Origin of the sequence: Streptosporangium lutulentum (assembly GCF_030811455.1) — a bacterium.
GTDB lineage: Bacteria > Actinomycetota > Actinomycetes > Streptosporangiales > Streptosporangiaceae > Streptosporangium > Streptosporangium lutulentum.
On record NZ_JAUSQU010000001.1, the window covers coordinates 9,383,034 to 9,396,122 of the forward strand.

Annotated in this window: 9 protein-coding genes; 6 read left to right on the forward strand and 3 right to left on the reverse strand. The window is 68.0% G+C overall.

Annotation, left to right across the window (positions count from 1 at the left end; all coding sequences use genetic code 11):
• The first annotated feature begins 25 nt into the window (after positions 1–25).
• The 4 genes from J2853_RS42280 (at position 26) to J2853_RS42295 (ending at position 4,098) form a co-directional block, all read left to right on the forward strand.
• The gene (locus J2853_RS42280; protein ID WP_307567229.1) at positions 26–418 is read left to right on the forward strand and encodes a hypothetical protein; all 393 of its coding nucleotides are present in this window, start codon (positions 26–28) and stop codon (positions 416–418) included.
• 16 nt (positions 419–434) lie between these two features.
• Positions 435–1,904 carry a hypothetical protein gene (locus J2853_RS42285; RefSeq protein WP_307567231.1) on the forward strand — a complete coding sequence of 490 codons (1,470 nt, stop codon included), beginning with the start codon at positions 435–437 and terminating at the stop codon, positions 1,902–1,904.
• A gap of 271 nt (positions 1,905–2,175) precedes the next feature.
• Entirely contained in the window at positions 2,176–3,315 is a 1,140-nt protein-coding gene (locus J2853_RS42290; RefSeq protein WP_307567232.1) for a type VII secretion target, read from the forward strand.
• 42 nt (positions 3,316–3,357) lie between these two features.
• Positions 3,358–4,098, forward strand: a complete 741-nt coding sequence (locus J2853_RS42295; protein ID WP_307567234.1) for a hypothetical protein — start codon at positions 3,358–3,360, stop codon at positions 4,096–4,098.
• Between the two features lie 95 nt (positions 4,099–4,193).
• Here the strand turns inward: J2853_RS42295 and eccB are convergent, their stop codons facing one another.
• From eccB to J2853_RS42310, 3 genes are read right to left on the reverse strand one after another with little or no spacing between them, the layout of a single operon-like run.
• A complete protein-coding gene (eccB, locus tag J2853_RS42300; RefSeq protein WP_307567235.1) occupies positions 4,194–5,618 on the reverse strand; it encodes a type VII secretion protein EccB in 1,425 nt (474 codons plus the stop codon).
• A gap of 59 nt (positions 5,619–5,677) precedes the next feature.
• On the reverse strand, positions 5,678–6,835 hold the full coding sequence (mycP, locus tag J2853_RS42305; protein WP_307567237.1) for a type VII secretion-associated serine protease mycosin: 1,158 nt from the start codon (positions 6,833–6,835) through the stop codon (positions 5,678–5,680).
• A 56-nt stretch (positions 6,836–6,891) separates the two neighbouring features.
• Positions 6,892–9,207, reverse strand: coding sequence for a serine/threonine protein kinase (locus J2853_RS42310; protein ID WP_307567238.1), 2,316 nt, complete (start codon positions 9,205–9,207; stop codon positions 6,892–6,894).
• Positions 9,208–9,573: 366 nt separating this feature from the next.
• Here J2853_RS42310 and J2853_RS42315 point away from each other — a divergent pair, with 366 nt between their 5' ends.
• Positions 9,574–10,587 (forward strand): methionine synthase, encoded by a 1,014-nt coding sequence (locus J2853_RS42315; RefSeq protein WP_307567240.1) that lies wholly within the window; start codon positions 9,574–9,576, stop codon positions 10,585–10,587.
• A gap of 193 nt (positions 10,588–10,780) precedes the next feature.
• On the forward strand, positions 10,781–12,958 hold the full coding sequence (gene ligA / locus J2853_RS42320) for an NAD-dependent DNA ligase LigA (protein ID WP_307567241.1): 2,178 nt from the start codon (positions 10,781–10,783) through the stop codon (positions 12,956–12,958).
• Positions 12,959–13,089: the final 131 nt, after the last annotated feature.

The window sequence follows — 13,089 nt, forward strand, 5'->3', positions numbered from 1 at the left end:
GGCGATTCGACTGTGGAGGTGGAGCATGGCGGACGCTGACGTCGGTGGCGCATACGGTGGTTTCTTTCTTGACTCCGGCTGGCCGGGTCTCGACAGTGCCAAGGACGAGCTTTACGTCGACAAGGAAAAGATCGAAGTAGTCGTCAAAGCCCTCGAAGAGAACCTTGCCCGCCTCAAAGGAGCCGAGAAGGGGTCTCTCTCGAACCTGACAGAGTTCACCAATCTGACCGAGATGCAGCTGGGAACATGGAATACCGCCAAGGCGCTCAGTAAAACGGTAGGAAATGCGCATACCGCCTCCACCGGCGTCTACCAAGAGATCATTGAGAAATACGAAGCGGCTATCTCGCTGATCAAGTCCGCAGCCATGACTCACGGTATGACAGAAGTAAAGAACATCGAAGATATGCAGTTCTAGGGGCCGGGGCACCCGCATGGAGATTTCAAAGAAATATCACCGGATCAAGGAAGCGGGCGAGGAGAGGCCAAAAGGAGGAGAACTCGCCGCTTACGGAGGAATCGATGAGATCAAAACCCTTCTGCAGGGGACCGGCGGCTTCGGTGGGGTCGACCCCAAAGCGGTGGAGGCCGCGGGAGTCGCCTATGTGGACGCGGGGGGCCTCCTCGCGGAGAGCTATCTCGCCATCGAAGATCTGGCGGTGGAGCTTTCAAAACACTGGAAGGGCAAGGACGCGGTAGGGCCCCAGAAGGCACTCCAGCTCCTGCACGCGACGACGCGTGAACTGGCCAACCGGGCCAACCATATCGGACGGCCCCTGGAATGGTTCGGCAGGGACATCCTCTCCTGGTACAAGGAAAACGCGGTCGGCCATGGGGCGGTCTCCTGGGACGACGACATCAACTTGCTGGTCCCCGGCGTCGAATGGGACTGGAACACGCATCCTCACACGAAAAAGGCGAGGGAACATCTCGACGCGCTCAACGCGCGAATGGGCGAGTTGTACGACCTTCTTCCGGAGGGTGTGGAGAAGGAACTACCGAATATCAAGCCTGATGAGATCATCGCGAATGTTGGGCCCTCGCCCGTTAAGCCGTCTCCTACGAGTGATCTCCTGAAAGGACTCAAAGGAAACGGATTCGACGGGTTGGCCGGGAACAACGGGGACCTCGGGGGCGCGAACCTCACCGGGGGTGGGCCGCCCGTGAACAATCCGGACCTCACCGGCGGCGGGCCACCCGGAAGCGCCGGGCTCCCTGGTTATCCGGGTGGGCCGGCCGGCGCTGGGAATCAGGGCGCGACCCCCGGCTCACCGATCCCCTCGGGCGTCGATGGCGCCGATTTCCCCGGAGCGGCCACCCCCGGAGCGGACGCCCCCGGACCCAACGGTGCAGGGAGTGACCCCGGCATGGGGAAGATGCCCGACAACTCCTCACTCGACGCTCTGAATCGGGCCAACGGACCGAACATGGACGACATGGATTCCACCGATCTGGCCGCTTACCAGCCCCCCGGTGGTTATCAGCCCCCCGGTAACCTCCAACTCCCCGGTGGTGGCGTTCAGGATTTCGAAAGCACCAGGATGCCGAGCGGCAACGGCGCGGCGAACTCTCCCTCCACGAGCATGGGGCCCGGAGCTGTCGGCCCGTACACGGGCACCGGCGGCCCGTACACGGGCACCGGCGGCCCGTACACGAATGCCGGCGGCTCGTACACGAATGCCGGCGGCGCCGCATCCGCGGCCAACGTCTCCGCCGCTCGGGCGAGCGGCATGCCGGGCGGCATGCCGGGCGGCATGCCGTTTTTGCCCGGTGGCATGAGCCCCCCGGGGGGCGGAGAGAACGGGGAGGATGTCTCGGCGTCCAACTGGGTGAAGGAAGAGGACGACGTCTGGGGCGGTGGCGAAGGCTATGTCCAGGTTGACGGTCAAGGGCGTCTCGCGTAGGCCTTGCCGCCCGAGGGCCGATGAGATGCGGACGGGCGTCTCGCGAGAGGGCCCTCGTAGGGCTTCGGCTCGATGTGAAACGCGTGAGCTCGCGGATGGAGTCCCTGGTTCGCGGTACAGAAAGCGACACTCCGTGCGATTGACTATATCGAGTTATATGTCCCGTTTTAAGTGATCTGTACGGCATGGCTGAGATCCCAGTATCCTCGTGAACGATGTGATCACGAACCTTGGTGATCCAGGGAACGGATGACGGCCGGGAAGGATTGGGATGAGCTATCCGCACGGGTCTGAGGGCAGGGCGGCATCGACCCCGGATTTCATCGCCGCCGACGGCAAGGTGGAAAACCTGGGGGCACAGGTCGGAGGATACGCTCCGAGTGTGGGATCTCTCGCGAAAAAGACCGGTGCGATCCAGACAGAGTTTCCCCACTTTGGCGTTGTGGGTTTGAGGGCGAACCTGGCCCACAATGACGCTCGTGCCGATGCCGTAAGAGCGCTTAACGCGGGCAAGGCCGTGCTGGAGTCATGGAAGGACGCTCTCACCCAGACGGAGAAGAACTACCAGGCGGCTGATAAGAATGCCGCGGCAACGGTCGAGAAAAACACCGAATACGCCGATGGCAAGAACAACAAAAAGGACCTGGGCGGTGGTTCGGATCCGGCTGGGTCGAACGGCGCTGGGTCGCCGGGCATTCCACCGTTCCCCACCTCGAATCTAGAGAATTCCAAGTTCCCGGACCCGAATGTGGACACCTCCAAGTTCCCGGACCCGAATCTGGACACCTCCAAGTTCCCGGACTCGAATGTGGACGCTCCAAAGTTTCCGGACCCGGATCTGAAGACCCCGGAGTTCCCTGACCCGGACACGAAAACCCCTCAGATGCCCGACATGCCGAAGCCGGACGACCTGGCGAACGGCCCTGGATCGAACATCCCGGGGTTCGATCGGAACGCGATCGAGGACAGCCTGTCCAATAAAAACGGGGCCGGCCTCGGAGGCGGAGACCTCGGTCTGCCGGACCCGCGACAGACGGACCTCTCGGCTTACAATCCGCCCAATCTCCCTAATGCTCCTAATACGCTTAACCTGCCCAATGTTCCGACGTCGCAGTCGAATATCCCGGATCTGAGGCCGTCCCTGGGCGATCAAACGGGGGCGGACATGTCGACCCGCGCCGGAGGCTCCTCGGGCGGATCGCCGGGCCCCGCGGGCCCCGCGCTGACCCGGGCCGCCGGTGTGAACGGCATGAACGGCATGCCCTTCATGCCGCCGATGATGGGCGGCGGCAGCCCTCCCGGTGGTGAGCAGCAGAACAAAGACGGTTCGAATATCGCCCTGTCCGAGGACGAAAGTGTATGGGACGGCGATGAGGATATCTCCCCCGCCGTGCTCGGGCGGGAAGCGTGACCGTGACCCGAATGCTGATTCGCCGGAAGAAGGGCACCCACCGTGGCCTATGAGAGCGACAGGTGGCTGTTCGAGTCGGCGGTGGTCACGACGGCCGTTGCGGCAGGGGTGCTCAAAAGCAAACAAGCGGGGCTTATAGCCGTAGGGCTCGCCGTCATGATGTGCAATCCCGGAAGCATACTGAAGGCGGCAAAAGAATGGATGGACGAAGGCCAGGAAATTCTCGAAACCGTGAGAGCCGGGCTGGTGAAGCTGGTAAAAGAGACCGAGGCGAACGGCTACTGGGGAGGTAACAACCAGGGGGCCTACAGCCTGTACTCCGAGGCCACGAACACACTTGACAAACTGATGGCCGAGCACGCGGAAAAGCGCCAGGGCTCAGGTGAGGCGCTCGAGCAGAAGGCGCTTCATGGTCACGGACTCACCGTTTTCGCCGTTTCCGTGGAAGCGACAATGGCCACGCTGATGAGCCTGAGCCTGGGCAGCCGCCTCCTTTCGATTCCTGCTCAACTGGCCGTGGGTCTTGCGATCGAGGGAATAGTCCGAAAAATCAACTCGACCGTCACGGCGGTTCTCAGGAAGGCGGGGTTGGCCACCGTCGTGGTCGCGGATATTTTCGCAACGGTGAGCTTCTCCTGCGGATCTCTGGTGAGCGAGCTGGAAAAAATGAAGAAACAGCCGGACTTCGCCGAAGCCGACATGAGGTACGTCAACGGTAAGGGCCTCACCATGAAGAACTCGGGCGCCACGACCGTGAAGGATCCCGGGATTCTGGGAGCATAGGCGACGTCGGATCCCGATGGATCGCCGGGCAGCAGGCCCGGACCGGAGGCCGTCCGGGCCAGGCTCGGATCACCGGTGAGGCCCGTGACGCGCCGTCAGCGACCGATGATCGGCACCGGGTTCTTCGCGGCGGCGGGGTCGAGGACCGGACCTTCGGGGATCAGATGCATGAGGTGCGCGGGAACCGGGGCGACGTCCTCCATCGTGTAGCCGAGGCTCTGCAGCGCCTCCGGAGACTGGATGGCGTATCGCCGCCCCTGGTCGTCGATCAGATACAGCGACTGGACCGAGTCCAGCCTGCCGTCCCCTGGCAGATTGCCCGCCAGGACACCGGTGCCGGGCGGGAGCACCACCTGGTCGACCGCCTCCGGGTTGAACCGGCCCGTCGGCGGCGGGGGAATCCGTACGGTGCTCTCGATCGTCAGCGTCGCCTTGGTCGAACCGCGCTCCGTGCCGGAGTAGACGGCGCAGAGCGGGTCCGTCGGATTCGGGACGATGATGTTCGGCAGGGTCGGGGGGAGTCCTTTGGAATCCATACGGGTGGCGGAGACCTTCATCGCGTTCGCGCTCGCCGCGTCCGTCTCGATCGGCTTCGCCGCAGCCTGTCCGTAGGCCTTCTTGATGTCGGGGTTCTGCAGCAGCAGGTCGGCCTGGAGGGGGGTGAGGCTCGCCAGCCCGTCGGAGAGCAGGACGTACAGCTTCTCGGGGGCGCCGATCAGCGGCGGCACCTTGTACACCCGGCCCACCACGGACCTCTTCCCGCCGGGCCCGTACGCCGCCCTGCCGAAGCCCGGGATCTCCGGCCTGCGGAAGTCGGAACCGACGGGCAGCGCGTTGAGCCAGGCCTCGGGAACCTGACGGCGCTGCCCGTCGGGCAACGCCCGCACGCTGTCGGCGGGTACGAGCATCCGCTGGTTCGACCAGAGCAGCCAGAGCTGGTCGCCCCCCTCGACGATCATGGCGCTGTCCTGCGTGACCGGGCGTCCGCCGACCTCCATGCCGCCGATCAGCGAGGTGTACGGCCTGCGCTCGCCGCCGGCGTCCGTACCCTCCACCACGCATGCGGACCAGGGGGCGCGGACCAGCTTGTCGCGGGCGGGCGGTGACTCGGGAGCGCCGGGGATGCCGACCTTCGTGCCGCGTTGGAAGTCCTTGAGGGAGGCCGAGCTGGCCGTGGTCACCGTCACCTCCTGCTCGCCCAGCAGGAGCCGGGCGGAGGTCAGGTTGGCGACGGGGATCATCTCCTTCTGCGGTTCGCTGTAGACGAAGGTCGCACCCGACTCCTCCTCCACGATCACGGTTCCCGGCTTGGTGAGCCCGGTCGCACCGCCGGGGAACAGCAGCCCGTAGATGCCGAAGCCGGCCATCACCAGCACCGCGGCCAGCACGCCGCAGAACATCGCCATGTTCAGCCTGCGCATCGGCGACTCGGGCAGGTCCGGCTCGCCCTGGAGCAGGGCCAGGTTCAGCCGCTGGACCATCATCTTGTGCGCCTGGTAAAGATCACGACGGGTCTGCATGCCACCCCCACCTCGCCGCTCCCGCCGGGGAACGGTGAATCCGGAAACTCATCGTGCTCTCACGCGCCGATCTCGGTCCGGTCCGGCTGCCATCCACGGCGGCGTCCCATCGGGACCACCAGCCTGCCCAGGAGGGTCAGGATCGCCGCGGTGAGCGAGAGCAGGGCGACCCAGATCGCGATCGTGATTCCCCGGACATCCTCCTCGGGGACCCGCCGGATCGCGTCGGCCGGCAGCGGACCGGGCTCGTCCGGTGCGATCGCCACCATTTCCGACTCCGACGGGATGATCGTCGACAGTGCCAGCAGCGGGTTGACCATCCCCTCTCCGGTCCCCGTCCCGGAGCCGCCGTCGGCGGTCATCTGGATGCGCCGCTGTATCGCCGTGCGGTCCAGCTTGGGATAACGGGCGCGCACCAGCGCCGCCACTCCGGTGACGTACGCCGCGGCGAAGCTGGTGCCTTCCAGGCCCTCGATGAAGGCTCCGCCCGGCGAGGTGGAGGTGAGGTCCACCCCGGGGGCGAGTACGGAGACCGGGCTGGACGTGTTGGAGGATTCGGCTCTGCCGCCGTCCGGTTTGGCCGAGCCGACGGAGATGACTCCGGGGTAGGTGGCGGGGTAGGCGGGGAGGGAGGGACTGTCCGGACGTTCGACGTTGCCCGCGGCGGCCACCACCACCACGTCCTGGGCCAGGGCGTAGCTCACCGCGGCCTTCAGATCGGGTTGGTCCGACGCCTTGGTCGACACGTTGATCACGTCGGCGCCGAGCTGGACGGCCTGGAGGATTCCGTGAGCCAGTCGCCCGGCCCCGTCCGACCTCTCCTCGTTGGTCTGCTTGATGGAGATCAGCTTGACCCCCGGCGCGACGCCGGCGAACAGTGCCCCCGGTTTCTCGGCCGCCGCGATGATGCCCGCCACCGCCGTACCGTGCCCGAGGCAGTCGATCTTTCCCGTGCCGGTCAGGTCGACCGGTCTGCTCACCGCCCTCAGCTGCGGGTGCGTGTTGTCCACCCCGCTGTCGACGACCGCGACCGTCACCCCCTCGCCCCTGCTCAGCTTCCACACCTCCGGCAGGTTGAAGCGTCGCTGGGCCCACGATTCCTTGATGCTCAATATCCCGCGAGGCGGGTTGCAGGAGGGTGCCTGAGCCGCCGCGACGGGGGTGGGAGCTGTGATCGTCAGTGCGAGCACTCCGGCGACAAGCTTCTCGCCGATCATTAAAACCCCCGAAACAGGTGTATGCCAGACAGCACCCTACTGAATGCGATCAGGTGTTATCCGCAGTTGGCCCAGCCGGTGCTGGCGCTGCCGCCGGGGCCACCGCCGGAAATGCGCGCGCACTTGCCCTTGCCCGGGAGGATGGCTCCGCCCGCGTAGTACTCGTAGCTGCCCCGGTCGGTTTTGGTGCCGCCTCCCTGGATTTCCAGGGTGACCCAGACCTGCGTCGCCTTGCCGACGTCGGCGCTCTTCATCGTGACCGCGCAGTTCTCGCCGGTGGAGGGGTTGTAGAGCTGGTAGACCGTCCCCCCGCTGAACGAGGCGGACTGCTGCACGGAGAAACCCCCTCCGCAGGCCTGCTGCGGGCTGTAGGGATTGGAGCGCGCGGCCGCCACCGGTGGCTTCGGAGCGGCCGTGGTCGGTTTCGCGGTCGTCGGTCTCGGAGCGGCGGTGGTCGGTTTCGCCGTGGTCGGCTTGGGAGCGGCGGTGGTCGGTCTCGCCGTGGTCGGCTTGGGAGCGGCGGTGGTCGGTCTCGCCGTGGTCGGCTTGGGAGCGGTCGTGGTCGGTCTCGCCGTGGTCGGTCTCGGAGCGGCGGTGGTTGGTTTCGCCGTGGTCCGCTTGGGGGCGGCGGTGGTCGGTTTCGCGGCGGGTGGCTTGGCCGCGGGCGTCGTCGGTTTCGCGGCCTTGGTCGCGGCCGTCGGCTTGGGCGCGGTCGTCGGCGCCGTGGTCGGTATCGGATTCGGCACCATGGGTACCGGGAGAGTCGGCATCGAGACCGTTGGCGAGGCGAGCGGGTTCAGCGTCGGGAGCGTGGGGACATCGGTGGACAGCTGCAACGGCCCGACGTCTCCCACCTGCGGTTCCTGCGTCACGCCCCACGGCACGGTCACCCGGTTCTCCGGATCGCCTGTGGCGCCCGGGGCCGGGGCCTCACTCCCCTGGCCCTGCCACTGGCTCGACAGCACCAGCGGGTCCTTCGCGGCGGCCTGCCCCACATTGCCGAGGGAGGTGTAGTTTCCGGCGGCCCAGATTCCGAGGCCGGACAGCAGGGCGACCACGCCGACACCGGCCACCAGTATGAGGGGGAGACCGGGGACGCTCCGCTTTTCCTTGACGGGCTCGGCGATCACGGTCCCGCTCATCGCGGGCGGATTCCCCGGCAGCGGCGGCGCGCCCCAGGCCGGTGGCGCCGGTGGCAGCACCGCGGCAGGGTAAAGGGCTCCGTCCTGTGAGACGGCGTTCGCGTCGCGTCCGTCCTGCGGGAGGGGGTTCCCACCGGCCTCGTCCTGCGGGAGGGGGTGCACGCCAGGTTCGTCCCGGGGGAGGAGGCTCGTGGCGGGTCCGTTGTGTGGGAGGGCGTCCGCGCCGGGTCCGTCCTGCGGGAGGGGGTCCGCGCCGGGTCCGTCCTGTGGGAGGGCGTTCGCGCCGGGTCCGTTGTGCGGGAGGGCGTTCGCGCCGGGTCCGTTGTGCGGGAGGGCGTTCGCGCCGGGGGTACTCGGACCGTCTCCGACGGGGAACGGAGGAGCCGGCGGGAATGATTGCGCGGGCTGCTCGCCGAGCAGTCGCAGCATGGCCGCTCTGGTGTCGGGCCGAGCCTCCGGTTGCCCGTCCAGGCAGGTTATGACGAGGGAACGAAGGGCCGGCGGGATGCTGCTCAGGTCCGCGGGGCCCTCCGGCGTCGTCTCGGGCCACGTGCTGAAGGGTGGTCGCCCGGTGGCCGCGTAGACGATCGTCGCGGCCCAGGCGAAGAGGTCCGCCGGCCTTCCCGGCATGGTGTCCGGAACCGGTGCCTGGCCGGGGACGGCGTCCGGAATCCCCACGGCGTCGTCGCCGGGCATGGACGCCGCACGGAGGTGCTCGGGGGCGCGATATCCCGATTCGGCGCCGCCGAGGCCGATGTCGCAGACACGGGGACCGTCGGGACCGAGGAGCACGGTGTCCGGGGTGAGGCCGCCGTGGACGAGACCGGACAGGTGGACGGCGGTGAGAGCGGTGAGCATGCCGACGGCGAGCCGTTCCAGCGCGTCTCCGCTGAGCGGCCCGTCGGTGGTCACCGTCTCGCGCAGTGAACGTCCTTCGACGTGCTCGCGGACCACGTAGGGGGAGTCGTCGGACCAGCCGACCTCGAGCAGCCGGGCGGTGTGCGCCCCGGATACCCGCCTGGCGGCGTGCAACTCGTTGGTGATCCGTTCGCGTACCTGTGGGTCGATGCCCGGGCGTGGCTCCAGCACGCGGATCACGCGGAGGGTGTCCTCGTCGGGAAGATGGCCCAGGTAGACGGCCTGTAGGGGATCTTCGAGGAGTCGTCCGACCAGGAGATGGACGCCGATGCGTTCCGGATCCTCAGGCAGTAAAGGGTGAAAATCGCCCATGGAATACCTTCCAGCTCAAACCTCGATACAGGCATCTTTAGCTTGATCGAGCACTATCCAATCAAATCTGGCTCACCCGAATCGCCGTTTTCACCCGTTTTTCACGCCTATTTCCCTACCGGGCGGGGTGGCCGGGTTCCATTTGCGCAATAGAGGAATGGCAAGGTCACTCATGGTGACGAGGGCGGCGGGCCTGGTCCGCCCGGCACGGCGGCTTTCGGCGCCCAAAATCGGCGGGTGAAGTCGTGCGAGGAGAGGCGGCTCAGGTGAGCACGGGATCCGGCGGTCCTAAGCTGGCCGGGGTGGGTGAGCCGGGAAGACACCGGTGGGTGTTACCCACGTCCCGACGCGACACCAGGAGCAGTCATGAGCCAGTACCCATGGGGCGAGGCGACCGCGACCGGCATCGGATCGCATCCGGGGGAGAACCACGCGGAGGCGATGAAGGTCGTCTTCGGCGAGTTGCCCGCACTGCCGTACCTGCCGGAGCTGCCCGCGCGCGGGGTCGGCGCCGACATGATCGGGCGGACGGCGTCGCTGCTGCTGGAGCTCCCTGTGGAGGTGCAGCCGTCCGGCTGGCGGTTCGCCGACCGGCCGGGGCGCGACTTCAAGCGCGCCCGCGACCATCTCGTGCGTGACCTCGACGCGCTGGAGGAGTCGGCACAGGGGTACGAGGGCCCCTTCAAGATCCAGGTGTGCGGGCCGTGGACGCTGGCGGGGGCGATCGAGCTCCGGTACGGCGACAAGACGCTCGCCGACCCCGGCGCGGTGCGCGACCTGGTGGAGTCCCTCGCCGAGGGGATCGTCGCGCACGTCGCCGACGTGCGCCGCAGGGTGCCGGGCGCCTCGGAGATCGTCGTGCAGCTCGACGAGCCGGGACTGCCCGGCGTCCTGGCCGGCACGGTGCCGACCGCGTCGGGCTTCGGGCGGCTGAACGCCGTCGACGTCCAGGTCGCCGCCGACCGGCTCAGGGCGGTGCTCCCCGCCGACGCGTTCCCGATCGTGCACTGCTGCGCCCCCGACGTGCCCTTCAAGGTCCTTCGTACGGCGGGCGTCAGGGGCATCTCCCTGGACGCCTCCCTGCTCAAGCGGCGCGACGAGGACGAGATCGGTGAGCTGATCGAGGCCGGGACGGCGTTCTTCCTCGGGGTCGTGCCCGGGGTGGACGCCTCGCTGCCGGACGTCGACGTGGTCGCCAGGCCCGCCGTCGAGCTCTGGCGCCGTCTCGGGTTCCCTCCCGCCGGCCTGGCCTCGCAGGTCGTGCTCACCCCGGCCTGCGGCCTGGCCGGAGCGTCGCCCGCCTACGCCAGGGCGGCCCTGGCCAAGTGCCGCAAGTCCGCCCAGGTGCTGGGCGAGGATCTCGACCGGCGGGGCGACTGACCTCCTCCCCGGAGCGGGCGCCGGAGGCCTCCCGCCGAACCGGGCGCCGGGTTCACGCCTCGTGGCCGTGCCCGGCGGTCGCGGGCCGCCGACGGCCCGGCGGCCTTGTTCATGTCCGGGTAAGGCGGACTCGCGATGTCGGTGCTCGGCGATAGCGTTTCCCCGGGTCGTTGTGACGAGGGGAGAGCGGGCGATGGGCGCCGAGGTCGAGGGTGTGCCGGTGGCCGCGTTGGAGCGGCATGCGAAGCTGACCGAGTTGGTCGAGGAGGCCAACCAGAACTACCACGTGCTCGACGCGCCGACCGTGAGCGACGCCCAGTACGACACGTGGATGCGCGAGCTGCGCGAGCTGGAGGAGGAGAGCCCCAGCCTGCGCACGCCCGACTCGCCCACGCAGAAGATCGGCGCGCCGATCTCCGGTGTCTTCGCGTCGGTTGAGCACCTGCAGCGCATGGAGAGCCTGGACAACGCGTTCAACGCCGACAACCTCGCCTCCTGGCAGGCGCGGGCCGAGCGGCTGGCCGAGCGCGACCCCGCCCCGTATCTGTGCGAGCTGAAGATCGACGGCCTGGCGCTCGCGCTGGTCTACGAGAAGGGCCGCCTGGTCCGGGGGGTCACCCGGGGCGACGGCCGCGTCGGCGACGACGTGACGGCCAACGTGCGCACGATCACGAACGTGCCGCAGCGCCTGACCGGTGACGACGTGCCCGACCTGGTGGAGGTCCGCGGCGAGGTCTACATCCCGGTCGAGGAGTTCAAAAAGCTCAACGAGCAACTGGTCGAGGAGGGCAAGGCCCCGTTCGCCAACCCCCGGAACGCCGCCGCGGGCTCGCTGCGGCAGAAGGACGCGCAGATCACCGCGCGGCGCCCGCTGCTCATGATCGTTCACGGCGTCGGCGTGTGGAGGGGGGCCGCGAAGCCCGCGACCCAGTCCCAGGTCTACGAGCGGCTCAGGGAGTTCGGCCTCCCGGTCAGCGATCTCTACAGGGTCGTCGACGACCTCGACGGGATCAACGCCTTCATCGAGTTCTACCGCGAGCACCGTCACGACCCGGCCTACGAGATCGACGGCGTCGTGGTCAAGGTCGACCGCATCGAGCTCCAGAACAACCTGGGTTCCACCAGCCGGGCGCCGCGCTGGGCGATCGCCTACAAATACCCGCCGGAGGAGGTCAACACCAAGCTTCTGGACATCCAGGTGGGAATCGGCCGCACCGGCAGGGTCACGCCGTACGGGGTGATGGAGCCGATCCTGGTGGCCGGGTCCACGGTCGAGCGGGCCACCCTGCACAACGGCTCGGAGGTCGCGCGCAAGGGCGTGCGCATCGGAGACACCGTGGTGCTGCGAAAGGCGGGCGACGTCATCCCCGAGATCGTCGGTCCGGTGGCGGCCCTGCGCGACGGCACCGAGCGGGAGTTCACGATGCCGACGCACTGCCCGGAGTGCGGCACCGAACTCGCCTATGAGCGGGAGGGCGACGCCGACCTGCGCTGTCCCAACGCCAGGGCGTGTCCCGCCCAGCTCCGCGAGCGCGTCTTCTTCGCCGCCGGGCGCCAGGCCTTCGACATCGCGGGGCTGGGCTACGTGGCGGCCACCGCGCTGACCCAGCCGCTGCCGCCGCAGGAGCCGCCGGTCCGCACCGAGGCCGACCTGTTCGACCTGACCATCGAGCGGCTGCTGCCGATCAGGTCCGTCGTCCGCGACCCCGACACCGGCCTGCCCAAGACCGACCCGGAGAGCGGCGAGCCGAAGGTCGTCACCTTCTTCGCCAACCAGAGCGGCGAGCCCAGTAAGAACGCCGAGAAGATGCTGGAGGAGCTGGAGAAGGCGAAGGACCAGCCGGTCTGGCGGGTGCTGGTCGCGCTCTCCCTCCGGCACGTCGGCCCGCCCACGGCCCGGGCGCTCGCCGACGAGTTCGGCTCGATCGACGCGATCGCCGAGGCCTCGGAGGAGGAGCTGGCCGCGGTCGAGGGAGTCGGTCCCCGGGTCGCCGCGGCGATCCGTGAGTGGTTCGAGGTCGACTGGCACCGGGAGATCGTCGCTCGCTGGAAGGCCGCGGGGGTCCGGATGGTGGACGAGGAGCCGGCGGAGCGGCTCCCGCAGACCCTGGCCGGGCTGACCTTCGTGGTGACCGGCACGCTGGCCGACTTCACCCGCGACGAGGCCGGTGCGGCCCTGACGAGCCGGGGCGGCAAGGTCTCGGGCTCGGTGTCGAAGAAGACCTCCTTCGTGGTGGCCGGCGAGAACGCCGGCTCCAAGTTCGACAAGGCGGTCAAGCTCGGTGTGCCGATCCTGGACGAGCCGGGCCTGCGGGTTCTTCTCACCGAGGGGCCCGAGGCGGCCGCGGGAACGGCGATGAGACCCGAATAATAGTCGGTCAACGCCGGACGTATTGGAGCAAAGTCAGTCAATATGCCAGTGACGGAACGTGCGCAACCGGTTTCGCGAAGTGGCCCATAGGCCGTACTCTCCCATAGTGAACTAATGGGGGTTTTGTTACT

What these genes read in the sequence shown, in the direction of transcription:
- J2853_RS42280 (WP_307567229.1), top strand. Translation starts at nt 26, where the DNA reads ATGGCGGACGCTGACGTCGGTGGCGCATACGGTGGTTTCTTTCTTGAC.
- J2853_RS42285 (WP_307567231.1), top strand. Translation starts at nt 435, where the DNA reads ATGGAGATTTCAAAGAAATATCACCGGATCAAGGAAGCGGGCGAGGAG.
- J2853_RS42290 (WP_307567232.1), top strand. Translation starts at nt 2,176, where the DNA reads ATGAGCTATCCGCACGGGTCTGAGGGCAGGGCGGCATCGACCCCGGAT.
- eccB (WP_307567235.1), bottom strand. Translation starts at nt 5,618, where the DNA reads ATGCAGACCCGTCGTGATCTTTACCAGGCGCACAAGATGATGGTCCAG.
- mycP (WP_307567237.1), bottom strand. Translation starts at nt 6,835, where the DNA reads ATGATCGGCGAGAAGCTTGTCGCCGGAGTGCTCGCACTGACGATCACA.
- J2853_RS42310 (WP_307567238.1), bottom strand. Translation starts at nt 9,207, where the DNA reads ATGGGCGATTTTCACCCTTTACTGCCTGAGGATCCGGAACGCATCGGC.
- J2853_RS42315 (WP_307567240.1), top strand. Translation starts at nt 9,574, where the DNA reads ATGAGCCAGTACCCATGGGGCGAGGCGACCGCGACCGGCATCGGATCG.
- ligA (WP_307567241.1), top strand. Translation starts at nt 10,781, where the DNA reads ATGGGCGCCGAGGTCGAGGGTGTGCCGGTGGCCGCGTTGGAGCGGCAT.